This is a genomic window from Ruminococcus sp. OM06-36AC, assembly GCF_003438725.1.
Lineage (GTDB): Bacteria > Bacillota > Clostridia > Oscillospirales > Ruminococcaceae > Ruminococcus_C > Ruminococcus_C callidus.
Genome location: NZ_QSTT01000018.1, coordinates 15910 through 39436, shown reverse-complemented (window position 1 = coordinate 39436; position 23527 = coordinate 15910). Strand labels below are relative to the sequence as shown.

Annotated in this window: 22 protein-coding genes, 5 tRNA genes and 1 other RNA gene; 10 read left to right on the top strand and 18 right to left on the bottom strand. The window is 45.0% G+C overall.

Annotated elements, in window-relative coordinates; all coding sequences use genetic code 11:
* Positions 1 to 27 precede the first annotated feature (27 nt).
* Complete coding sequence (locus DXB92_RS10805; RefSeq protein ID WP_117733842.1) at positions 28 to 1035, top strand: N-acetylmuramoyl-L-alanine amidase; 1008 nt, start codon at positions 28 to 30, stop codon at positions 1033 to 1035.
* A 21-nt stretch (positions 1036 to 1056) separates the two neighbouring features.
* Here the strand turns inward: DXB92_RS10805 and DXB92_RS10800 are convergent, their stop codons facing one another.
* Positions 1057 to 2343: a radical SAM protein gene (locus DXB92_RS10800; protein WP_117733841.1), complete on the bottom strand. Its 1287-nt coding sequence runs from the start codon at positions 2341 to 2343 to the stop codon at positions 1057 to 1059.
* 501 nt (positions 2344 to 2844) lie between these two features.
* Entirely contained in the window at positions 2845 to 3090 is a 246-nt protein-coding gene (locus tag DXB92_RS10795; RefSeq protein WP_022428179.1) for a hypothetical protein, read from the bottom strand.
* A 205-nt stretch (positions 3091 to 3295) separates the two neighbouring features.
* On the opposite strand from DXB92_RS10795, the gene DXB92_RS10790 reads away from it, so the two are divergent.
* From DXB92_RS10790 to DXB92_RS10780, 4 genes are read left to right on the top strand one after another with little or no spacing between them, the layout of a single operon-like run.
* Positions 3296 to 3655 carry a LuxR C-terminal-related transcriptional regulator gene (locus DXB92_RS10790; RefSeq protein ID WP_117733840.1) on the top strand — a complete coding sequence of 120 codons (360 nt, stop codon included), beginning with the start codon at positions 3296 to 3298 and terminating at the stop codon, positions 3653 to 3655.
* Positions 3642 to 3812, top strand: coding sequence for an SHOCT domain-containing protein (locus tag DXB92_RS13765; RefSeq protein ID WP_022428177.1), 171 nt, complete (start codon positions 3642 to 3644; stop codon positions 3810 to 3812). The genes DXB92_RS10790 and DXB92_RS13765 overlap by 14 nt, the downstream gene beginning before the upstream one ends.
* 48 nt (positions 3813 to 3860) lie before the next feature.
* A complete protein-coding gene (locus DXB92_RS10785) occupies positions 3861 to 5165 on the top strand; it encodes a recombinase family protein (RefSeq protein WP_022428176.1) in 1305 nt (434 codons plus the stop codon).
* Complete coding sequence (locus tag DXB92_RS10780; RefSeq protein WP_117733839.1) at positions 5144 to 6715, top strand: recombinase family protein; 1572 nt, start codon at positions 5144 to 5146, stop codon at positions 6713 to 6715. The genes DXB92_RS10785 and DXB92_RS10780 overlap by 22 nt, the downstream gene beginning before the upstream one ends.
* Before the next feature lie 272 nt (positions 6716 to 6987).
* Here DXB92_RS10780 and ssrA read toward each other — a convergent pair.
* The 8 genes from ssrA to DXB92_RS10745 form a co-directional block, all read right to left on the bottom strand.
* Positions 6988 to 7360: a transfer-messenger RNA gene (gene ssrA / locus DXB92_RS10775) on the bottom strand.
* A gap of 13 nt (positions 7361 to 7373) precedes the next feature.
* Positions 7374 to 7838, bottom strand: coding sequence for an SsrA-binding protein SmpB (smpB, locus tag DXB92_RS10770; protein ID WP_021682393.1), 465 nt, complete (start codon positions 7836 to 7838; stop codon positions 7374 to 7376).
* A gap of 94 nt (positions 7839 to 7932) precedes the next feature.
* Positions 7933 to 8472, bottom strand: coding sequence for a hypothetical protein (locus DXB92_RS10765; RefSeq protein ID WP_117733838.1), 540 nt, complete (start codon positions 8470 to 8472; stop codon positions 7933 to 7935).
* A complete protein-coding gene (locus DXB92_RS10760) occupies positions 8469 to 8909 on the bottom strand; it encodes a GNAT family N-acetyltransferase (RefSeq protein WP_117733850.1) in 441 nt (146 codons plus the stop codon). The genes DXB92_RS10765 and DXB92_RS10760 overlap by 4 nt, the downstream gene beginning before the upstream one ends.
* Before the next feature lie 269 nt (positions 8910 to 9178).
* On the bottom strand, positions 9179 to 9655 hold the full coding sequence (locus DXB92_RS10755; RefSeq protein WP_117733837.1) for a hypothetical protein: 477 nt from the start codon (positions 9653 to 9655) through the stop codon (positions 9179 to 9181).
* A 6-nt stretch (positions 9656 to 9661) separates the two neighbouring features.
* Positions 9662 to 10762, bottom strand: coding sequence for an RtcB family protein (locus tag DXB92_RS10750; protein WP_117733836.1), 1101 nt, complete (start codon positions 10760 to 10762; stop codon positions 9662 to 9664).
* A complete protein-coding gene (locus DXB92_RS13760; RefSeq protein ID WP_021682398.1) occupies positions 10755 to 10922 on the bottom strand; it encodes a hypothetical protein in 168 nt (55 codons plus the stop codon). The genes DXB92_RS10750 and DXB92_RS13760 overlap by 8 nt, the downstream gene beginning before the upstream one ends.
* A 177-nt stretch (positions 10923 to 11099) precedes the next feature.
* A complete protein-coding gene (locus DXB92_RS10745) occupies positions 11100 to 12473 on the bottom strand; it encodes an MATE family efflux transporter (protein ID WP_207658596.1) in 1374 nt (457 codons plus the stop codon).
* Between the two features lie 271 nt (positions 12474 to 12744).
* Here DXB92_RS10745 and DXB92_RS10740 point away from each other — a divergent pair.
* From DXB92_RS10740 to DXB92_RS10730, 3 genes are all read left to right on the top strand, one after another.
* A tRNA-Gly gene (locus DXB92_RS10740) sits at positions 12745 to 12818 on the top strand.
* 3 nt (positions 12819 to 12821) lie between these two features.
* A tRNA-Arg gene (locus tag DXB92_RS10735) sits at positions 12822 to 12898 on the top strand.
* A 27-nt stretch (positions 12899 to 12925) separates the two neighbouring features.
* Positions 12926 to 13002 (top strand) — tRNA-His (locus DXB92_RS10730).
* Positions 13003 to 13171: 169 nt separating this feature from the next.
* On the opposite strand, the gene DXB92_RS10725 is transcribed toward DXB92_RS10730, so the two are convergent.
* The 6 genes from DXB92_RS10725 to DXB92_RS10700 form a co-directional block, all read right to left on the bottom strand.
* Entirely contained in the window at positions 13172 to 13909 is a 738-nt protein-coding gene (locus DXB92_RS10725) for a hypothetical protein (protein ID WP_117733835.1), read from the bottom strand.
* Positions 13910 to 14062: 153 nt separating this feature from the next.
* On the bottom strand, positions 14063 to 15871 hold the full coding sequence (locus DXB92_RS10720) for a glycoside hydrolase family 5 protein (protein WP_242986647.1): 1809 nt from the start codon (positions 15869 to 15871) through the stop codon (positions 14063 to 14065).
* A 196-nt stretch (positions 15872 to 16067) separates the two neighbouring features.
* Positions 16068 to 16754, bottom strand: coding sequence for a GntR family transcriptional regulator (locus DXB92_RS10715; protein ID WP_117733834.1), 687 nt, complete (start codon positions 16752 to 16754; stop codon positions 16068 to 16070).
* Between the two features lie 8 nt (positions 16755 to 16762).
* On the bottom strand, positions 16763 to 17455 hold the full coding sequence (locus DXB92_RS10710) for an LrgB family protein (RefSeq protein WP_117733833.1): 693 nt from the start codon (positions 17453 to 17455) through the stop codon (positions 16763 to 16765).
* Positions 17448 to 17819 carry a CidA/LrgA family protein gene (locus DXB92_RS10705; protein WP_021682406.1) on the bottom strand — a complete coding sequence of 124 codons (372 nt, stop codon included), beginning with the start codon at positions 17817 to 17819 and terminating at the stop codon, positions 17448 to 17450. The genes DXB92_RS10710 and DXB92_RS10705 overlap by 8 nt, the downstream gene beginning before the upstream one ends.
* A 146-nt stretch (positions 17820 to 17965) precedes the next feature.
* Positions 17966 to 19345, bottom strand: a complete 1380-nt coding sequence (locus DXB92_RS10700; RefSeq protein ID WP_117733832.1) for an MATE family efflux transporter — start codon at positions 19343 to 19345, stop codon at positions 17966 to 17968.
* Between the two features lie 302 nt (positions 19346 to 19647).
* Here DXB92_RS10700 and DXB92_RS10695 point away from each other — a divergent pair.
* Positions 19648 to 19723: transfer RNA gene (locus DXB92_RS10695), tRNA-Gln, on the top strand.
* Between the two features lie 165 nt (positions 19724 to 19888).
* A tRNA-Gln gene (locus tag DXB92_RS10690) sits at positions 19889 to 19964 on the top strand.
* Positions 19965 to 20285: 321 nt separating this feature from the next.
* Here the strand turns inward: DXB92_RS10690 and DXB92_RS10685 are convergent.
* A complete protein-coding gene (locus DXB92_RS10685) occupies positions 20286 to 22607 on the bottom strand; it encodes an ATP-dependent Clp protease ATP-binding subunit (RefSeq protein ID WP_117733847.1) in 2322 nt (773 codons plus the stop codon).
* A 30-nt stretch (positions 22608 to 22637) separates the two neighbouring features.
* Complete coding sequence (locus DXB92_RS10680; protein WP_117733831.1) at positions 22638 to 23525, bottom strand: CvpA family protein; 888 nt, start codon at positions 23523 to 23525, stop codon at positions 22638 to 22640.
* Between the last annotated feature and the right edge of the window lie 2 nt (positions 23526 to 23527).

Here is a 23527-nt window from a genome sequence, read left to right as displayed (position 1 = left end):
AAACGACCGACAAGGAGGATAAGTAATATGGCGATTTTAAGACCAGATGCAACAACGACTCTGAACGGAGTAAAAATCAACGAGTATTTACTCACCAAACACAATCCCAACCACATTGATATGCCCTCTGTTTCCATGGCGGGGAAAATCATTGGTGTGACTGTTCACAACACAGACTGGATCACAGTAGCAAGCGGCACGACCCCTGCGGAACAGTACACAAGGGCAACCGTCAATAACAACATGAAGGATGTGCGTGTCCATTACTATGTGGATAATGTATGTGCATGGCAGAATCTGCCCCACAGTCTGAGCGGCTGGCACGCCGCTGATGGTTCTGGGAACGGCAACAGAAGAACCATCGCCATTGAGTGTATTATGTCCTCTGCATACAATTCTGTTGATAAAAAGTCGGAGGACAATGCAGCGAAATTGGCAGCAGCCCTTCTGAAACAGTATGGACTGGACATCAATCATCTCTACACGCATACCCACTGGCTGAATGTTCGTGACGGACGAAACGGAACGATTGACCAATTGAACACCATGTACAATCGGTACAAGATGTGTCCGGCATACATTTTGCCTCATTGGGCGATTTTTAAAGCAAAGGTACAGTCTTATTTGAATGCTGGAACTTCCACTATTTCTGCACTTTCTACAAAGCAGCTTTACCGTGTGAGAAAGTCTTGGGCAGATGCGAAGTCGCAGCTGGGTGCGTACTCTTCTTTGGAGAATGCGAAGAAAGCCTGCAAGGTCGGATATTCTGTATTTGATGCCAACGGAAATGTGATCTACACCAATGGCAGCCAGTTCACCAAGGGACAGAAGGTTACCATTCGTGCCAACACGCCACTGTTCGCCAGTGCAGAAACTACATCTGTAACCAGAAGAATCAGCGGCACTTACTATCTCTATGACGGCATTGCCTGCAAGAACGGTCGTTATCGAATCACCACAAAGCCGGAGTTCTGCGGAAAAGCACCGGTGGGACAGTATGTGACCGGTTATGTTTCTTGGGATAATTTTAAATGATATGATTTTGAAGCCAATTGGCTATTGTTTTCTAGCGAGTTCGGAATCTAGTTTAGAAACATACCATCTAAGTATATCGTTTATGATTGGCTTATAAGCAAAACATTGTGGCATCTTAGTGAAATGAGACGACTTACATCCACCTTGGCAAATTGGCAGATATACGCACGTTTTACATTTATCATCCAATTCATTACTAGTCCAAAAATCATAATGTTCTCTATCGGATATTCCATTCCACACGTCACCTAATATCTGCTTGAATGTTTCACAGCACTTTACTATTTTACCATCAGCTAGAATTGCATAACTATATTTATTACAGGATTTACACTGATGCTTACGATATTTTAGTCTCGCAACATTAATAATGGTATTCATATTGTAATTAACTAGCATATCGAATAATTTTATAAGATTATTATCAGCTAGCGTTTTGGTACGAAATGCATTAGGATCATCTTCATTAAGTGCATCCCATAATGGATAAATATAATATCCTACTTTTTCGTACCCACTGAGTTCACTATGTAAGAATTCGATGAGCTTTTTCAAACTTATGAAATTACTAGTATCATAATTCATTCTTATAGAAACAAATATATCATTTTCAGCAAGTAATTTTATATTTGAAATTACGTTCCAAAAATTATAAAGCTTTGGATTAAAATATCGCTTTGCCTTGTCATAATACTCATCATATCCATCAAGAGTGATTTGTATAGCAGACAGTTTCCATTTTGACTTCATTTTCTCAACTATATCTCTTGATATAAGACTTCCATTGCTAATCATAGCACTTTGATATGTGCATTTTTTCTCTGTACAAATCTTTATTAGATGCTCAGATATGAAATCTATGATTTTTGTATTTAACAATGGCTCACCACCAAACCACTCTATTTCAAGTCTGTCGCCACATTCCAATAGTTTTTCTATAAATCCAACTAATGCACTCGCCGTATTAGTTGACATAGTGATATTCTTCACACCATTTTCAAAACAATAATAGCATTGAGCATTGCAACCAGAGGTTGTCCAAATTCTAAAGTGCTTAGTCTTTTCATTATTGATGCCAATTTTTCTGTCAGAATTTATTTTTTCTATTTCGTTGTAATCTATAGGAATAAGTATGCCTTTTTTAACAAGAACATCAATTTCTTCATCTGAAAGCGTGTTCATTTCATAATGTTTCATTGTAGCAGCATCAAATTTTCCAATAGCACCTGTAAGTCCATTAAAAACGATGGTTTCATCATTTTTAAATGGTACAAATATATTATATGCAGACTTTTTATATTGTTTCAAATAAATCACCTCTATATAAAAATCAGTCTTGCTTAGATAAATTAAGATGCAAAAGCATCAACATTTAACATAGCAAGACCGATCAGATTTAAAAATTCGTCTCAGTTATCGCAACCCTGACATCCAAGATTTGAACCGTCGCAATCGTCATCGCAAGAACAAAGCATAGAATTTGTTGCATCAATATCCTCATAAAACAGCATTTATTTTCACCTCTTTAGCAAGAACACCTTAATAAAATTATTTTACCAACAAGTCTACTGTGAAACAGTTTAGGGTAGATAATCTAAAATTAGTAAAGCGTTGCTTTTAACTAAAAATAAAATGTGTGTTTATTGATATACCTGATATGACGTGCAATCGCAAACATTTTCACAAGATGTTTCTGTGGTTGCGTTTGCAACTTCGATTTCCTCGTAAAATTTCATAGTCTTCCCTCCTTTCCAAATCAAGCACTTGTTTAACCCTGACTTGCTTGAATGATATTTAAAAAAGCAATTTTTAATATTTATTGCTTTTATAAATCTTAATTTCCGCATTTATTTGCTTAATTGCATCAATAAACGCAGTAAATGGGTGACAAATACAAGTTGATATTGCTTGACTCATTGTATATTTACTAGAACCAATTGCTGCCATAAAAAATGTGAGTATAAGCATTGGTACAAGCAAAGCTAACCTAAAAACAAACCATACAACCGCTTTTATAATTCCCCAAATCAAATTGAATAGATTTTCATGTTCCACCCCACATCACCTTCTTTTAGTTAATAATGCTAAAAATTCGTTATTTTCTTCTCTTTAATTGAATAGTACCACAAAAAAAAAAAAAAAACAGTGATAGGAATGTGAAAATTAGGTGAAACTTTAGGGGCACGATACTTATAGATTGAATTATTTGTACTCAAATTGCAGTTTTTTCTCCATAGAAACTTAGAATGAGGTATTTTCTATGACACAAAGTCAAAAAGAAATCATTTCACAAATGCTTGCTGCTGGAGAAAAGACTGCTAAAATTGCAGAAGCCCTCGGTATCTCTCCCAATACAATCAAATCTTATCTCCGAAGAAAAAAACAGGATGGCTGTCCGAATTGCGGAAAACCTTTGATACAGCTGCCCCATAAAAGGAAGAAAAAATTCTGTTCCGGTCGCTGTCGATCTGCTTGGTGGCGAAAACAGAACTTTGCTGCCGGAATGCTGGATTATACTTGTGTGAAATGCGGCTCTACTTTTAAAGCCTATCCCAGCCAACACAGAAAATATTGTACGATTGCCTGTTATCGAGAAAGGAATCAACATGACGACCAGTAAGCTGCAGCAAATTGCTGCCTATCGAATTGCAGTTTCTCTATTCCGTCAGCTTTGGAAAAATGGTACGATTTCGGAGTCCGAATATCGAAAATGTGAGCGAAAAATCGCTGAACGGTGCAACATTCCAGACAAGAGTATTTATCGGGAAATCGCTTGATTTTTTGCCGGATAAGAGCGATGATAGAGGGACAAAGGAGGCGTATTTATGGAACGTGTTGTTGAACAAGTCGTATTTCCGGAAAAATTTCCGAGGATGCAGAATGTTGCAGCTTATGCCAGAGTGTCCAGCGGAAAGGATGCGATGCTCCATTCTCTGTCGGCACAGGTTAGTTATTACAGCCGTATGATCCAGCAGCACCCCGGATGGAAATACTGTGGTGTTTATGCAGACGAGGCAATCACTGGTACAAAAGATTCCAGAGAACAATTTCAAAAGTTGTTGGAACGCTGCCGAAATGGCGAGATTGATTTGATTCTTACAAAATCAGTTTCCCGTTTTGCAAGAAACACCATCACACTATTGGAAACGGTGCGAGAATTGAAATTGCTGGGGGTTGATGTTTATTTTGAGGAGCAGAACATTCACTCCTTGAGTTCCGATGGCGAACTGATGCTCACGATTTTGGCATCCTACGCACAGGAGGAAAGTTTCTCTAGCAGTGAAAGCCGGAAATGGCAGATACGAAAGGATTTTTCCAACGGCAAAATCGGCAGCATTACGATTCTGGGCTACCGCCGAAATGCGGATGGGATCTTGGAGATCGAACCGAAAGAGGCGGAGCTTGTCCGTATGATTTTTTCTGATTACATCTCTGGTATGGGTCAACAGCGAATTGCAAATAAGATCAACGAGATGGGTATTCCTACCCGTCAAGGAAATCTATGGACACATCCGAGAATTCGTGAGATTCTGACCAATGAAAAGTATATTGGAAACTTGTTACTTCAAAAGTACTATCGCAATAACCATATCGAAAAGATAAAAACGAAAAATCAAGGCGAATTGGCGAGATACTATGTAGAGCAAGCCCACGAACCGATTGTCGATTTTGACACCTTTATCAAAGTACAAACCATATTGGATCAGCGGCATGAACAATATACCCATGATGGATCTACAAATCGTTATCCGCTTAGTGGTCTCATTACCTGTGGATTATGTGGAAAGAACTATCAACGAAAACAACTCCCACAGGGAATCATCTGGTTATGTGCTACATTTTTGCGGAGAGGAAAAAAATACTGCCCCGGTTCAAAGCAAATTCCGGAATCCATCCTGTATTCTTTAATTTGCGACATACTGAAACTAACAGAATTCGACGAGGTCGTATTTCGGGATAATATTCATCATATTGTGATTCCGAAACCATTTGAGGTGCAGTTTTTCTTTCATGATGGAACATCAGAAACCCGCCACTGGGAATATCCCTCAAGATCAGAAAGCTGGACAGAGGAGATGAAACAGGCAGCAAGAGAAAGGAGCCGAAAATGGAACGAAAAGTTACCATGATTCCGCCAACCATCAATCCACAAACGCACCTGCCCAAAACGCAGAAAGTGAAACGAAAGGTTGCCGGCTATGCACGTGTTTCCACAGATTTCGAGGAGCAACTCACCTCATATGCGGCACAAGTGGATTATTACACAAAATACATTCAAAAACGTGAGGACTGGGAGTTTGTCAAGGTCTACACGGACGAGGGCATCAGTGCTACCAGCATGGCTCACCGAGATGGGTTCAATCAAATGATTGCAGATGCTTTGGATGGAAAAATCGATCTGATCATCACCAAAAGCGTTAGTCGATTTGCAAGAAACACGGTGGATTCCCTGACGACTGTACGAAAATTGAAAGAAAAGAATGTAGAAGTTTACTTTGAAAAAGAGAATATCTACACATTGGATTCCAAGGGAGAACTGCTAATCACCATCATGTCCAGTTTGGCACAGGAGGAAAGCCGTTCTATTTCGGAGAATGTGACATGGGGACATCGAAAGCGATTTGCCGATGGAAAGGTTAGTCTGCCGTACAAACGATTTCTGGGATACCGGAAAGGAGCAGATGGCTTGCCGGAAATTGTGCCGGATGAGGCAGAGATTGTTCGACAGATCTACAAGCAGTTTTTAGAGGGAAAATCCTACTATGCAATTGCAAAAAATCTGACCGACCGTGGTATTCCAACGCCTGCCGGAAAGGAACAGTGGCATATACGAACGATTGGGAGTATCCTGACCAACGAAAAATACAAAGGTTCTGCTCTGCTGCAAAAGAAATTTACTGTGGATTTTCTCACGAAAAAGACCAAAGTAAATGAGGGTGAAGTTCCCCAATATTACATTGAGGAGAGCCATCCTGCCATTATCTCCCCAGAGGAATTTGAACTGGTACAAGCAGAAATGGCGAAACGCAAACAGCTGGGACGTAAATTCAGCGGAAATGATATTTTCTCTGCAAAAATCATCTGTGGTGACTGTGGCGGCTTCTTTGGGGCAAAGGTCTGGCACTCCAACAGTAAATATCGGCGTGTCATTTGGCAATGCAATCAGAAATTTTCTCAAAATTGTACGACTCCGCATTTGTACGAGGATGAAATCAAAATGCGATTTCTAACTGCATTTGCGAGTTTCTTTCAGCAGAGGGATTTGGTTTTAGAAACTTGCCAAATGCTCATCGATGATCTTTCCAATACGACACTACTCGACCTGCGAATTGAAAAAGCCAGTCGGGAGATGAATGCGGTAGCTGCCGTGACAAAAAAACATATCGCACAAAATGCTGAAACCGAACAAGATCAGGAGGAGTACGACCAAAAGTATCATGCATTGGTGCAGCAATATGAGAAGTTACAACAGCAGTTCACCAAGCTGCAGCAAGAGAGAGCAGCACGCATCAACAGGATGGATACGTTACATCACTTCCTGGAAACCATTTCTGCTGTTCCGCAAGTGCTGGACAGCTTTGATGAGGAGCTATGGCAAGCAACAATAGAAAAAGTGACGGTGTTCCATGATGGGAAAATGATTTTTCAATTCTTAGACGGAACAGAAATCCAAGGTTAAAACAAACCGGCGTATCTTGCGAATATCATCGCAGGTACGCCGGTTTCTCTTTGTCTTGAAAACGGGTGCATTTCAAAAAAATTTGGGTGCATTTTTGCCCACAAAAAAACGTTTACGCAAACAGAAAACCGGTTCAGAGAGAAATCCGAGCCGGTTTTTCTGCTTTTGAACACGGTTCCAAAGAACGATTACTTTTTGAAATCCACGCTGTTTCGCTGGCTTTTGGGCATAAAAAAGCACCTCTAAATTGTATCAAAATAGAGGTGCAAGTATGGTGGAGGCGACGAGAATTGAACTCGTGTCCGAAAACAAATCCACACAACTTTCTACGAGCGTAGTTTATCTACATTGATTCCCTTTCAAAACCGCCGGTAAACAGGCTGCTAAAAAAGGTAGTTCAAATCCGATCCTGCGGTGTGAACAGGCCGCCGGAACGTTCACCACTGCAATGATGCCGCAGCGTAGGCCGTGGTACTCCTACGGGCGACAGTAGCTGACTTAGGCAGCTACCTGCAGGCTCTTGTTAAAGCTTACAGAAAAGTTCTTTTTAGCGTTTAATTTTAAACGTGCCGCTGTTTAAAGAGATGCGACAATCTCTGCTCGCTTATCATGCTTCATCGTCCCCGTCGAAACCGTTACGCCCCCATTCTGCCAATCTTTACTGGTTGTGTTCCTTTACTGCACGGCGAATTTGCCGCTGGGCATCTTGTTTTGCAGCCGTCTGCCGCTTATCATACAGTTTTTTGCCCTTACAGAGTCCCACCTGTACTTTCACGCGGGAATCCTTAAAATACAGCGAAAGCGGCACCAATGTCAGACCGTCCTGCTTCACCTTGCCGAACATGCGGTTGATCTCCTGACGATGCATCAGTAATTTTCGCACCCGCATAGGGTCTGTCCGGAACAGTCCGTCTTTCTCATAGGGTGTGATATGCATGCCTTTGATGAACAATTCTCCGTCAGAAATATCGCACCAAGCATCTTTCAGATTCACATGCCCCTGCCGGATAGACTTGACCTCGTTCCCCTGCAAAGAAATTCCTGCTTCATAGCGTTCCAGAATGAAATATTCATGCCGTGCCTGCCGGTTTTCGCAAATCTGCTTTGTTCCTTTCGTCTGCATGATATGACACTCCTTCCGCAAATGATGATGTTTTCATTATAGCATAATTCTATCTATATGTCAAGCTTTTTTGAAAAAATCTTTGCAAGTCCATTCATTTCTGGTTTGATGTGAAAACTGCATGATCATCCCGATACCAATACTCCGGTCCGCCGGAAAATTGCAGCATTGCACACTTCGAAATGACTTGCTTCAGATACTCGATTTCATTTTTAGCAGCATGATCCGAGATCACTTTCAGGATATTCACGGAACACCCGTCTGCCCAGCCGCTGTATTGCAAAAAGATATACACCGGTTTCTCGTTCATGACAAGCACATACTCCCGAATCTGAGGATTTCGAATGTGCGGCACTACCATTCTTCCATATTCTTCTGCCAGTGCATTGCGAAATTTTTGATCTTGTTCCCAATCTTCCAGACGAACATTGATCCAATAAACCTGTTTCGCTCTATCGCCATGCACAGTACAGCGATCCAGATGCAAAGGAAATCCCTCATAACTGGTAAGCTCCAGCGACTGTAATCGACGCAGCGTGTCATCATCGATATAGAGAAACCGCAACGCACAGGGCAAAAAACGAGAACGCTTATATTCTTCATCATTGGTATCAGGAAAATCCGATCGTTTCATAGCGATACCTCCCATTTTCGTTTCCATATCATTTCATAATCTTTTTCCCCAGTATCTTCATCTAATCCTTCGCATAAGATTTTAAAGCCTTCTCTTTGATAAAAACAGATTGCTCGCGTATTTTTCTGATATACATTTAAAGATAATCTGGCTTTTCTATCTTTTAAAGCCTTCAACAGTGCTTTGCCTATCCCCTGCGACTGCATTTCGCTGAAAACAAAAACACCCTCGATGTGTTCTCCGTTTATTCCGATAAAGCCTTGTATTTTTCGATTGCTTTCATATACGTAAACCTCTGTCTGCGACAACATGCCTTTCACGAATCCAAAATGGTCTTTCCAGTAGTTGGCGGAAATAAAATCATGTGCTTTCAAATTGGTATCCAGCCATATATCAGCAACTCTCGCAATATCTGATTTTTGAAGTTTTCTTATCAACATCATAATTCTCCAGTTCTTGATCGATTCAGTCAGATTGAAGGCAATACCGCACAAAGAGCGTCTGGCGACTTTGCACGCCATCTGCTTGCAAATTTCCCGTCATATTTCACAAAAATGCTCGTGAATACATCAAGTATTCACTCCGCTTTTTGTTTCATCTGACGAAAAATTTGACGACGCATCTGTCGCACAATCTTTGTGCGGTATTGCCTTTACGATTCCATACTGCGAACAATGGCATAAAATCATCACCTCACGCAAACATTCTATCTGAAGTCAGTTCCAGATGTCAATGCTTTTTGAAAACGCTCCCGATTCGCCGGATTCAAAATCACATCATATGGCACTGCATCAATATATGCTCTTTTCTCCCATGCCTGCTCCGGTTCCACCGTAATTTTCGATTCCCGAAATCGCGGGTTGGCACGCAGAAATGCTGTGATCGCCGGATACCACTGGTATGTTACAGAGGCAATTCGAAAAGTCACTGCCTCCTGAAACACACCCCACGCACGCACTTTGCACCACGTGTCCTGGTAGACCGCAATCAGCTGCCGTTTCAGCGTGTCGTTCGGCGTGCAGGCATACTGTTCCGCCAGCTTCTGTTGACTGGCGTTTCCGTATTGCTGCACCAGCTTCACAACAGAATCAAACTCAAAAGTTTCAGAGGGGTGATGCAATACTTCAATTGCCGTTTCCGATACCGAAAGCAGCCACGCACCACCTAAAACCATGCCATACATATTCAATCACTCCGCCTTAAAGTTATAGACCGGCTGGATTTCCCGCACCACTTCTGCGGTCGGCGTGATTTGTTCCAGAATGGCTTCCTTGCTTTTGTATGCCATAGGGCATTCGTCCAGCGTTTCTGCACTGACAGTCGAGGAATAAATGCCCTCCATTTCCTTCCGATAGGCATGCACGGTAAAAGAATTCTTGGCATCGCTCCGGCTCATCAGTCTGCCGGCTCCGTGAGGAGCAGAACAATTCCACTCGGCATTGCCCTTTCCTCTGCAAATCAGCGAACCGTCCCGCATATTGATCGGAATCAGCAGCAACTCCTCTGCCTGTGCAGAAACCGCCCCTTTCCGAAGAATCCGGTTTTCTATATCGATATAGTTGTGAATCGTCGTGAACCGCCCTTGTTCTTTCAGCTTGCAGCCTTTCAGAATGGTATCCGTAATTGCCCGACGGTTCCAGTCGGCGAATTCCTGCATGATCTGCATATCGTGAAGATACTGCTCCAGCAGTTCTCCCTCACAGTATGCCAATTCATAGGGAATTTCCCCGTTTTCTTTCAGCAGAGCATACGCCTTGTCCTGATAGTACTTTGCCACCTGTAAGCCGGCATTTCGGCTGCCGGAATGCACTACCAGATACAGTGTGCCGTCCTCTGCCTTGTCCACTTCAATAAAGTGGTTGCCGCCGCCCAGTGTCCCCAGACTGCATTCCGCACGGGGCATGGAAACTGCTTCTTTACAGTACAGTTCTTCCAGTCTGGTATTGGCGATATATTTGTGTGCGGCACTGCGAATCTCAAAGCCGCAGGGAATATTCTTGTGAATGAAACTGTCCAGTTCCGGCAGGTTGATTCTCTTGGCTTTCAGTTCCACCGTTTCTATGCCGCAGCCAATGTCTACACCCACCAGATTCGGCACGATCTTATCCGTAATGGTCATGGTCGTTCCAATGGTACAGCCCTTGCCAGCGTGTACATCAGGCATAATGCGAATCCGGCTGCCCTTGGTGAATTCCTGTGATACCAGCTTCTGAATCTGCCCCTCGGCACCCGCTTCTATGGTATCTGCATAGACGATCGCTGTGTTATAAGTGCCTTCTATTTTAATCATCGAGTTCACTCCCCTTGTGTTTCTGTTTTCTGGAATATTTCTTCTTGTCCGGCAAAACCTGTGTGGCAGGGTTGACATTTCCCCAATCGCCGCGTTTCTGGTCGTTCAGTGCTTTCTGTTTCTTCTTGCTTAGTTTTTCAAATGGTACGAATTTTTCCATGATCGTTTCTCCTTTCGGGTAAAAGTATGTTTCTTTTCTGTTTTATGGCAATACCGCACAAAGATTGTGCGACAGATGCGTGTGGGAAGATACGAAACAGGCTCTGAAGGGAAATTTGCAAGCAGATGGCGTGCAAAGTCGCCAGACGCTCTTTGTGTGGTGTTGCCTTATGAAAATTTATACAGCTTTCTTTTCCAGCCGCCGTGACGGACGATAGACCAGCAGAGCAACGCCGATCAGCACTGCGGTTGCTGCGAGGCTGACCGGATAAACCAGCATGATCGTCTGGAATGTCTGGCTTTTCTGGAACACGATATAGATCCACGCGAACCGGATTCCGCAAACACCGATCGTTGTCAAAATTGCCGGCACCAGCGAAATGCCAAATCCACGGAGATAGCCGGACATCACTTCATACAGCATGCTGAACACGTAGGCGGAAAAAATGGTGACCAGACGGACATACCCGATCTGAATTACTTCCGGATCGTGATTGAAAATCGACAGCAGGAACTTACCGGAAATCAAAATCAGCCCGATTGCCGCCGCAGATGCAATGGCATCTTCCGCCAGACACAGCCCCAGCACCTTTCGGCAACGCCGCATATTGCCTGCCCCGTAGTTTTGTCCCACAAACGTCGTGCACGCCTGACTGAACGAATTCAGCACGTAGTACGCCAGTATCTCCAGATTGAACGCCGCACTGGAAGCCGCGATCACCGTAGTTCCCAGACTGTTGATAGCAGACTGTATCACAATGTTTGCCATTGCAAAGACAGCACTCTGAATTCCCGCCGGAAGTCCGATTTGCACAATGCGAAACAAACTCTGCCGGTCAATGCACAAGTCGCTCCGTGACACACGAACGCATTTGTCAGTATGCAGCAGTTTCCAAAGCAAAATCAAAGAGCTGACACCGTTGGCAATTACTGTGGCAATTGCCACGCCGTTGACGGTCATGTGCAGCACGATGACAAAGAACAGGTTCAGAATCACGTTCAAAATGCCGGAAATCAACAGAGCCTGCAATGGAATCTTCGTATCGCCGATGCTCCGAAACACTGCCGCTTCAAAATTGTAGAGAAAAATAACCGGCAGCCCCAACAGATAAATCCGCAGATACAGCAACGCCTCTGGAAAAACATCATCCGGCACGTGAAGCAGTCCCATGACTTTTCCTGCCGCCAGTTCCCCGATAACTGTTACCACAATGCCGCTGAGCACCGCTACAATTAAGGCGGTATGTACGGCTTTCTTGACGGACTGCATGTCCTTTCTGCCGATAGCATTGGCAATTACGACGTTGGCACCCAGTGCAATGCCAATAAACAAGTTCAGGATCAGCCCGATCAGCGGACTGTTTGCCCCTACCGCCGCAACGGCAACAGTTTTATCCCCGTTTGAAAAATTGCCTACAATTGCAATATCCGATGCATTAAACAGCTGTTCCAGAATCGCCGTGGCTGCAACCGGAAGTGCAAAGCGAGGCAGCTTGTCCCAAAGTGACCCGTGCAGCATATCGATCTTGGCAGGAGCTTTTTCCATTCCCATAGCGAATACCTCTTTCTATATATTGATGCTATCATTTTTATTATAGCACATTTCCATTTAAATAGCAAATCAGCAAGACGGAAAAGCAAAACCTTGTTTTTCGGCATGCTTAGTGTAGCTCTTCTCATTTACTTTCTTTTGTTTTGCAAAATCCGAATTTTAGATACGGAATTCGGCATAAAAACATTGAAAAATAAGCTTGACAAATTCGCCGTACTGTGCTATAATATATAAGTCGGTTGACGAGATAAACGAAATCGACAAACACCATGCGGGTGTAGTTCAATGGTAGAATTCCAGCCTTCCAAGCTGGTTACGTGGGTTCGATTCCCATCACCCGCTCCAAAAGCGCCTTTAACTCAGCTGGATAGAGTAACTGCCTTCTAAGCAGTAAGCCACTGGTTCGAATCCAGTAAGGCGCGCCAAAAGTCCCGCAGAGGGACGCATATATGGTGGGTGTAGCTTAGCTGGTTAAAGCGTCGGATTGTGGTCCCGAAGATCGTGGGTTCGAATCCCATCTCCCACCCCATTAAAAGCCTTGTTCAAATGAACAAGGCTTTTCTTTTATTTCCGTATGCATATCAAAAAAACGGTCCCTGCAATTTTGCAGAAACCGACTTTTTGATACGATTTTAGAGTGCTATTTTCGCAGCTAGAACGCCTATCTTCTATTCACTGTGCTTTTTCAACGTAAAACATCACTCACGCAGCTTGATTGAAGATATTAGTTTTTCAAATTCGTCTTTATCTACTTTTTCAGCATAATAATCCGTATAACAAGTAGTTCTAAAACAGTACATATCATTATCAAGAAAAAAAGCAAACATTTGCCTTTGCGGATTACTTGTGTTTTTTGCTACTTTCGTCCCAAGTACGTCACTATACCAAATGTTATCTTCAATGTCGCCAGAATAAAACGACAATTTCCATTCCTTGTCTTTCTCATCTTTTGCATAGTCCTCATAATACTCCACCCAGATCACATCCACATCGTCTAAGTCGAATACATCAGTATCCTTCTCGAAAGGATCATATTCATATTTTTGTGGCAATTTATATGTAACATCATGCATTTCATACTCACGTGGAATTGTTTTATAAATTGCTCCAATTGAAAAAAATAAAACCAATCCTAAAATTGCAAAATCAAGAAAGATCATAAACTTAGAACGATTTTCTTCTTTATCCTCTTTTGACTTCAAATCGTATTTTTGTTCCAACACAGATTCTTCTGCGTTCTTTCCCGCTTTTGCAGAAATTCTTCTTTTCACTTTACGAGAGTACACTCGGATTGTTTTTGCCACTCTAACCGGCAGTTTTATTAACCACAGTACGAGTTCAAAAAGCAGCATTAAAATACCACTGCCATTCTGATTAATAAAGTCCATAACCGCTTTTATTGCATATGCCAATATAATAAGAATCAATAAAGTCATACCATAATTCTCCCCTTTCATTTCGCAATTTATAACTATATTATACACTTTCCGATCAATAATGTCAATATTTTCCGAAAATTTATCAAAAAAGATTCCTCCCAACCACTAACCCGTTGAGAGGAATCTTTTCTTAATAAGGTTTATTACAGTTTACGCAGCCAGAACGCTGTCCATACCCTCAATGGTAAAGGTAACGCTAAAGCCGTTCTTCGGCATGGTATAATCCAGTGCTGCCAGATCAGTGTTGTAAATGTTCACCAGTTCCATGTAGAAATTGCCCTGATCATCAGCCATTACCAGCGGTTTGTCAATCGGGATCTCCTGATCGTCACACTTTACAACAACATCGCTGACTTTCAGCTTGTTGTTAAAGGCAAAGTCCGTGCTGACAAACAGCATGTTCAGCTTGCTGCTGTCAGAGGAGAAATCGTAACCGTCCACAGAAACGGTATAAGTACCGTCTGCGGAAATGGTCGCATCTGTAAATTTCGCACCAGTGTCAATGATCTGGTCGTCCTCGCCCCACTTGATCAGTGTGTTGAAGTAATCCGTGTCCTTGCCGTACTTGGCATCGCTGCAGGTGTTCCGGAATGTGTAAACTTCCGTCTGAATGCCGATGTATGCATGTGCCTCGTCTGTCTTTTCCGCCTTATTTTCTACGACAGTATCCAGACCAGCCTTCGGGTCTTTGTTCTTTACTGCTTTCAGAATGGTGGAGATGATCTCCGGCTGTGTCTGCTCATATGTGTTGCGGTCGAACAGACCAAAGCCATACACGCCGTTAAAGCCGTTGTCCCAGTATACCGGAATCATGCCCATTGAAGCAGCCTTACCTGCAACATAGCCGTCCCAGTATGCACGGTTGCCCTGAATCTGTCCGGCAAAATCTGCATAAGCCGAAGACTTGTCGATACAGCCATACTCACCAATGATAACCGGAATATCATTCTTTACGAATTTTTCCTGCATGCGACTGAACAGATCGTCCAGATAAGATTCGTCACCCCATTTCGCCTTATTCATCTTCGGGAAACCGTTAACTTCAATCAGATTGTCGCCGTACTCGCCCCACAGAATGGTTTTCAGATCCTCTGTCCCACAGTAATCCCACGGGTCATAGTAGTGTACCGAAACCATCATGCGGCTTTCTCCGGCAGAACATTTTTCATCAGTAGGCATCTCAAAGCCATAGTCCCCTATGGTGTACTCAATATTGGTGTTCCAGCCCGGAACCAACAGCCAGCGGTGCGTGTTCTTTTCGCCCGTACCGCGAACCGTATCTACAAAAATCTGATTGTACTGATTCAGATTTGCATAGTACTCCTTGTTCGGGTCGCCGTCATATGTACCGTCAGATTCTTCGTTCATGGATTCGAAAATCAGATGTTCGTCATACTTTGCAAAGCGTTCCGCGATCTGCTTCCATACCGCTTCATACTTTTCGCGAATCATATCCTGATCTTCGCCGTTTACCAGGAACCAGCCGCCGTCAATGCTATTATAGCCATCGCCGTGCATGTTGATAATCACATACAGTCCCTCATTATAGCAGTACTGCACCACTTCTTCCACACGGTCCAGCCAAGCGGAATCCACCTGATAGCCGTTCGCATCATCAATGCGATCCAGATAGGAAACCGGCACACGAACAGTCGTGAATCCAGCATCAGCCACTGCAGAAATCAGTTCCTGTGTGATCTCCGGATTGCCCCATACGGTTTCGTTGACTTTTCCGCCGGAATTGGCTTCCAGCTGATTTCCCACATTCCAACCGGCACCCATAGCTTCAGCGATCTTGTCCACACCGATGGTGAAATCGCTGTCGTAGGGAATCACTGCGTCTTCCTTATCGGAATCTTCTTTTTTCGAAGCATCTCCGCCGGAGCTGCCGCAGCCTGCATATCCAGCCGCCATAGCAGCTGTCAATGCACAGGCAGTGAGTCTTTTCCAAAATTTCATACGTTTGTACCTCCAAATGACATATACCTCTATTATACCATAGAATTTGAAGCTGTCAAGAATTTTTGTGGCATTTCACAGCAGAATTCACCCCAAAATCGGAATATTGCATAAAAAAGCACTGCACAAACTGTGACATTCGTTGATGCAGTGCTTTCTATAGGGATTATCGTACAAAACTTATACGGTGCTGCCCTCATATTTCTTTTTCCAGTTCATTGTCCACCAAATCATAGTGAGCATCAATCGCCTTTTCGCAGGCGGGATAATCTCCACGGCATAATGCATGAAACAGCATGGTATGTGATTCCTGTAGCTTTTGCTTGACAGTATCACTTGCCGTCTGCAATGCGGTATCGATCCACTTGCGGTAAACTTCTGTAATTGGTTCCAGCAACGCAATCCAGAACTGGTTCTCCGTGGCATGGATCAGCAAAAAATGAAATTGCCGGTCCAGTTCGATCTGCCGATCCAGTGGCTGTTGTTCCTGTGCCTTCCGCAGCAAGACGGCCGCCTGTTCCTTCCAGCGGGAAAAGGTGCCCTGATCCAGAATCGCCCGACAGACTGCTTTTTCCATATTCCGCCGAAACGAGCAGATCTCTTTTCGGTCAGTCTGTCCCAGCAACAGCATCATATGTACCATTTCCGTGATTGGGCGGGATACGTTTCCGGTCAGATAGTTGCCGGAGCCACGCTTGCAGACGATCACGCCGGTATGCTCCAACATTCGCAGTGCCTCTCGGGTAGAGTTTCGCCCGATCGACAGTGTTTCCGCAAGGCTACGTTCTGTAGGCAGCCGAGAACCAATCGCCAGTTCTCCGCCGGCGATCATCTGGGACAAATAGGAGATCACTTTCTGATATTCTCTGGTTTCTTCCTGCATAAGCCACCTCACATGATATGTGAAAAAATCGTTGCCCCGATTACGGTAATCAAACCGGCAACTACGATGGACAGACTGCTCATTGCACCTTCCACTTCTCCCAGTTCCATTGCCTTTGCAGTGCCGATGGCGTGGGAAGCTGTACCTAATGCAATGCCTTTTGCCACAGGCTCGTGAATCCGGAACAGCCGGAAAACGATTTCCGCAAAAATATTTCCCAGCACACCGGTAATGATAATTGCGGCAACGCTGATAGACACATAGCCGCCCAGCTTTTCCGAAACGCCCATGCCAATGGCAGTGGTAATGGACTTCGGCAAAAACGTTACATATTCCTCATGGCTGAACCTGAACAGCATTGCCATTCCCAGAATTGCCCCCAGGCTGGACAACACGCCGGATAAGATGCCGATCAGGACTGCATGCCAGTTCTTCTTCAACAATTCCAGCTGCTCGTACAGCGGAATAGCAAGGCAAACGGTTGCAGGGGTCAGCAGATAGCTCAGATACTTCGCACCCTCATCGTATTTCTCATAGCTGATTCCGGTACACGCCAGAAATGCAATGGTAATAATAATGGAGATCAGCAGCGGGTTCAGAATTGCCAGCTTGAATTTTTTCTTCAGCAGCAGTCCCAAGCCATAAGATGCCACGCTGATCACCACGCCAAAAAACGCTGAATTTTCCAAAAAGTCAAACATGATTTTCCTGCACTCCTTTTTTTCTGTGTCGAATGACTGATTGTGTTACCTTACCGGAAATAATCATCACGATCCATGTGGAAAGCACTGTGACCGCCACATACTCCAGCCACGCCGGTGCGATTACGTCCCATGTTTCCAGCAAGCCCACCGCCGCCGGAATAAACATCAGCGGCATGATCTCGATCAGAAATTTTCCCGTTTCATGCACGGATTCATGGGGAATGATCCGCAGCTTCAGGCAGAGAAACAGCAGTATGATGCCGTAAATACTCGCCGGAATCGGCAGCGGGATCCACTTTTCCAATACCTCTCCCACAAAGGAAACCAACAGAATGATTCCAAATTGTTTCATCCATTTCATTTGACAAACACCTCTTTAATTGGTACTACCAATCTATTATAACACGGAGATTATGACACGTCAAGCATTTTACAGTACGAATTTTATGCAGAAATAGAAAAAACTGCCATATGCCTTTGGAGCATACAGCAGCTTTTCAAACGCACTCAGGCAGCAGCCGATTTCCGGCACGTTCGGACGCGTACCCAGATAAAGAACACGATATAGACAAGACTGGTCAGTATCCACGTGACCGGATAGGACAGATAAACCGTTTCGATTCGGTGATATTCTGGAATCTGGAACACCGTCGCCAGCCATACCAGACGCAGCACACACACGCCCACAATGGAAACGATCATCGGCATAACAGAATATCCGATACCACGCAGTGCTCCCACCATAACGTCCATAATGCCACAGAGAGCGTAAACCATAGAGATATAGTGCAGACGCACGATTCCCGCGGCAATGACTTCCGGATTGCTGGAGTAGATGTGAAGCAATTCGTTTCCGAAAAATACAACCGCATTTCCCAGCAGCGTGCCAGTGACGATCACGCAGGCTTCTCCCAGAAGTACGATTCGGTGGATTCGCTTCTGTTCCCCTGCCCCGTAGTTCTGGCTGACAAAGGAAAGGGTGGTCTGATAAAAGGCGTTCATTGCCATGTACACGAACCCTTCCAGATTGGCAGCGGCAGAGTTTCCGGCAACCACGATGTTTCCGAAAATGTTGACCGAGGACTGGATCACCACGTTGGACAAAGCGAATACCACGCCCTGAAATCCCGCCGGCAAACCAATTCGCAAAATCTGTATCATCTTCTTTCGATGAATGTGCAGAGCACGCAGTTCCAGATGAATCCCGCCAGACTCTTTCATCAGACAACGCAGCACCAGCAATGCGGAAACGGTTTCGGAGATCACCGTAGCAATGGCAACACCCATTACGTCCAGATGAAAGCCGACTACAAAAATCAGATTCAGCACCACATTGATAACACCGGCACAGAGCAGGAAATACAGCGGCCGTTTGGTGTCCCCCACTGCCCGCAGCAGAGCACTGCCAAAGTTATAGACCATTGTAGAAGCCATACCCAGAAAGTAGATTCGCAGGTATGTGGTTGCCAGCGGAAGCACCTCCTCCGGTGTCTGCATCCAGATCAGCATTTGTCGGGCACCGATCACGCCCAGCACCATCAGCAAGCCGCCGCTGATCATGCTTAACAGCATAGATGTATGCACCGTGTCCCGCAGATCGTCCCACGTCTTTGCCCCGTAGGAACGTGCCGCCACAACATTTGCACCAATGGACAGCCCGATAAACAAGTTGGTCAGCAGATTGATCAGGGCAGTGTTTGAGCCGACTGCCGCCAGCGAATTGTCACCGGCAAACTTTCCCACCACCACAATGTCCGCTGCATTAAACAACAGCTGCAAAATACTGGACAGCATCAGCGGCAGTGCAAACATCAGCATTTTCCGCAGGATCGGACCGCTGCACATATCCATTTCGTATTGTTTTGCCTTTGTACGCAAGGCGATCATCTCTTTTCTCTTTCATTCAAAGTTGTATTTTTTATTGGCAATACCGTGCAAAGTCGCCAGACGCTCTTTGTGCGGTATTGCCATTATATCACGCCAACTGCAAAAAGTCAATCTTGAAAAGTGGACTGTAAAAATTAGAACAAATCGCTTTATTTCAATTATACAATCGATATGCAGCATTTGATTTTTCAGAATAAATTCAATTTTCTTTTCTTTTTTCTGTTTTTTAGAAATCGGTTGACATTTCTCCGGAATTGTGATATAATAATCAAGTCGGCTGATACAGACGATAGAAAATAAACTGGGGTGTAGCCAAGCGGTAAGGCAGTGGACTCTGACTCCATCATTCCGAGGGTTCAAATCCTTCCACCCCAACCAGTAAAGCAGTTTCGAAAGAGAAGCTGCTTTTTTTATTTTTTGCAGCAGCGGTTTCTGGATTCATAGAATATTCCTGTATCCTTTACAAAATATAGAATTGACTTTTCAGGCGTACCGTGGTATAATAATATAGTCGGTTGGAGAGATACCAACAACAAAAGATACTGGGGTGTAGCCAAGCGGTAAGGCAGTGGACTCTGACTCCATCATTCCGAGGGTTCAAATCCTTCCACCCCAACCAAATCAACGGCTCCTGCAATAGTAGGGGCTGTTTTTTTATGCTCTGCCGGTATCCGGTATTTCTTCTCCCCTGCTGCAAAAAATCCCCCGTTTTGTTCTGTCACAAAACGGGGGATTTTTTATTTTATGGGAATTTTACTTGAGGCAATACCGCACAAAGAGCGTCTGGCGACTTTGCACGCCATCTGCTTGCAAATTTCCCGTCATATTTCACAAAAATGCTCGTGAATACATCAAGTATTCACTCCGCTTTTTGTTTCATCTGACGAAAAATTTGACGACGCATCTGTCGCACAATCTTTGTGCGGTATTGCCTTGATTCTCACTGAAAAGTTACTTCCACCTTGCCGTCCTTGGCGGAAACCAGCAGTGTGTGAATTTCTGTACTGTGTGCAATAATCAGAGAAGCGATCTGATCTTCTACGATCTGGCGAATAACACGGCGAATGTCACGGGCACCGTAGGGCTTGCCGTATGCTTCTTCTGCAATGGCTGCCAGTGCGGCAGCATCGTACTGCAACGTGATGTTCTTTTCTGCCAGCGGCTGTTTCATTTCGTCCAGCATCAAAGCAGCGATCTTTTCGAAATCCGGCTTTGTCAGATTCCGGAATACCACGATTTCGTCAATACGGCTGATGAACTCCGGACGCAGGAATTCCCGCAGTCCCTTCATTGCCTTTTCCTTGGAAATTTCAGTGTCTGTCCGGTTAAAGCCTACGCCAATGCTTTTATCGGTGGAGCCGGCATTGGAAGTCATGCAGATGACAGTGTTCTCAAAGTTGACCGTTCTGCCCTGTGCATCGTCGATCTTGCCCTCGTCCAGAATCTGCATAAGAATATTCATCACGTCCGGATGAGCCTTTTCGATTTCGTCGAACAGAATCACCGAGTACGGGCGGCGGCGAACTTTTTCAGTCAGCTGACCGGCTTCATCGTAGCCAACATATCCCGGAGGGGAACCGATCATACGTGCCACAGAATGCTTTTCCATGAACTCCGTCATGTCCAGACGAATCAGCGGGTCGTTGGAATCGAACAGTTCCTGCGACAGCACCTTGACCAGTTCTGTCTTTCCCACGCCGGTAGGCCCTACAAAGATAAAGGAAGCCGGACGGCGGCGAGGGCTTAGCTGTACTCTCGTCCGCTTGATTGCCTTTGCCAGCGACTCCACTGCTTCGTCCTGTCCGATGATATGGGCTTTCAGACGGTCTTCCAGATGTGCCAGCTTGGTGAATTCAGTTTCCGCGATCTTGTGTGCCGGAATCCCTGTCCACAGTTCGATGACCTTGGACAAATCGTCAGCAGTCACCTGCACTTCGTCCAGCTTCTTCTGAGCTTCTTCCAGACTGGTATTCAGACGAATCAGTTCGCCCTTGACCTGTGCCAGTTCTTCGAAGTTGATCTCGGTTTCATCTTCAATGGATTTTTCCTTGGCTTCCAGTTCTTCCTTTTTCTTTGCCAGCTTATCATAAGCTTCGATTTCCGGAGAACGCAGATTGGTGCATGCACAACTTTCGTCCAGCAGGTCAATTGCCTTATCCGGCAGGAACCGGTCGGTAATATACCGTTCTGACAGCACAGCACACAGACGAATCATCTCCGGAGAAATGTGCACACGGTGATAGGATTCGTAGTACTTTGCAATGCCGTTCAGTACCTCAATGGTTTCGTCTACGGTCGGCTCATTGACCGTTACCGGCTGGAAACGGCGTTCCAGTGCAGAATCCTTTTCGATATATTTGCGGTATTCTTCAAAGGTGGTGGCACCAATAACCTGTACTTCCCCACGGGAGAGTGCAGGCTTCAGGATATTTGCTGCATTCATGGCACCCTCAGAATTTCCGGCACCTACCAGATTGTGCACCTCATCGATAAACAGAATGATGTTGCCTTCCTGCTTCACCTCTGCCAGCAAGCCCTTGACACGGCTTTCAAACTGTCCGCGGAACTGGGTACCGGCAACCAGCGAAGTCAGATCCAGCAGGTATACCTGCTTATCTTTCAGATGCATGGGAACGTTTCCGGAGTGGATCCGCAAAGCAATTCCCTCGGCAATTGCCGTTTTGCCGACACCGGGTTCACCGATCAGACAGGGATTGTTCTTGGTGCGGCGGGAGAGAATCTGAATCACCCGTGCAATTTCCTTATCCCGTCCAATGATTGCGTCCAGCTTGCCCTCTGCGGCACGGCGGGTCAGGTTCGTGCAGTAATTGCCCAAGAACCGCAGTTCCTTTTTCCGCTTGGAACGGCGTTCCCGTCTGGAACCGCTTGGGATTTCTGTGTAGTCTGCTGACGGAATCTCTTCATCACCGTCTGCGGTCTGCAATTCATTGGATTCCTCACCGTCATCTTTCAGATTCCCGAAAATCTTTCCCGGATCCTTCATGAAAGATTGCAGGAACTGCGGCATTACACCGGAGCCGCCCATTTCAAAGCTTTCCCCGTCCATCATGTCCATCATCTGATTGGAGATCTGCTCCAGTTCCTCATCGGTAATTCCCATTTGTTTCATATATTCATCGATCTGCGGCACGTGCAGCTCCTTGGCACACACCAGACACAGACCATCATTTTTCTTCTTTTCGCCCTGCATCGCTGTAATAAATACCACGGCAGGCCGTTTTTTGCATCGACTGCATAACATCATCGTTTTCTACACACCTTTCTGATAGGTTTATTGCATCAGCTGATAGAGATGCTGAAATAAAACAGACTTCTGAATTTCAGCCTGATTGAAAAAGGCAATCTGATTTTCGCCGTGCTCCACGATCCACCCCGTCAGTTTGACCATCAGCACCAGCAGAAAAATTGCCTGCACTGCTCCCAGTCCGGCACCAACTGCCTGATCTGTCAGGCGTATGCCCTCGGTGCGGCGGAAAGCAGATAGTCCTTTTATTATACCTTGAATCAATACAGAAATCAAGAGAAATAGAACTGAAAAAGTAAATGTTTTAACCATTGTAATCAGCACCGGACGAACATACAGCTTTGTCAGCTGCTTTGCGGCATCGCTGGTATTGCTGGAGAGCACCAGCGCCGCCGCCTGTACAGTCCGGTTTTGCAGTTCCTGCGAACTCTGCTGCGGCAGGATCGCCTCGTGCATCCATGACGGCATCTCCGTAAACAGCTGAGAAGATGCACTGTCAATACTTTGGGACAGTCCTTGCTGCAATAGTTCCACAGGCAGTCCTGTTTTCTGGGACACCACGCTGTACAACTCTTCCGAAGCATTGTCCGGATTGTCTGCGATCTGCTGTAATGCCGCATCGTCCAGCTGAATCCCATAATTCCCCAGCGTCTGCTGTAAATCGTCTGCCAGATGATACTGTTCCATTTTCTGTTCCAGAATCGCCGCACATGGCTCTGCCAGCCAGCGATCGTATACATATTCTGCCGCCGGCTGAGCCAGAACGCCTGCCAGCAATGCCGCAGCAGCATATCCCAGCAGACCAGCAACAGAACTGATCAGACCCCGCCGCCAGCCGCCCCAGATACAGAGGATCAGCACTGCCAACACTGTCAGATCATACAGCCACCACGTCTGATGCATGAAAGATTCCACAA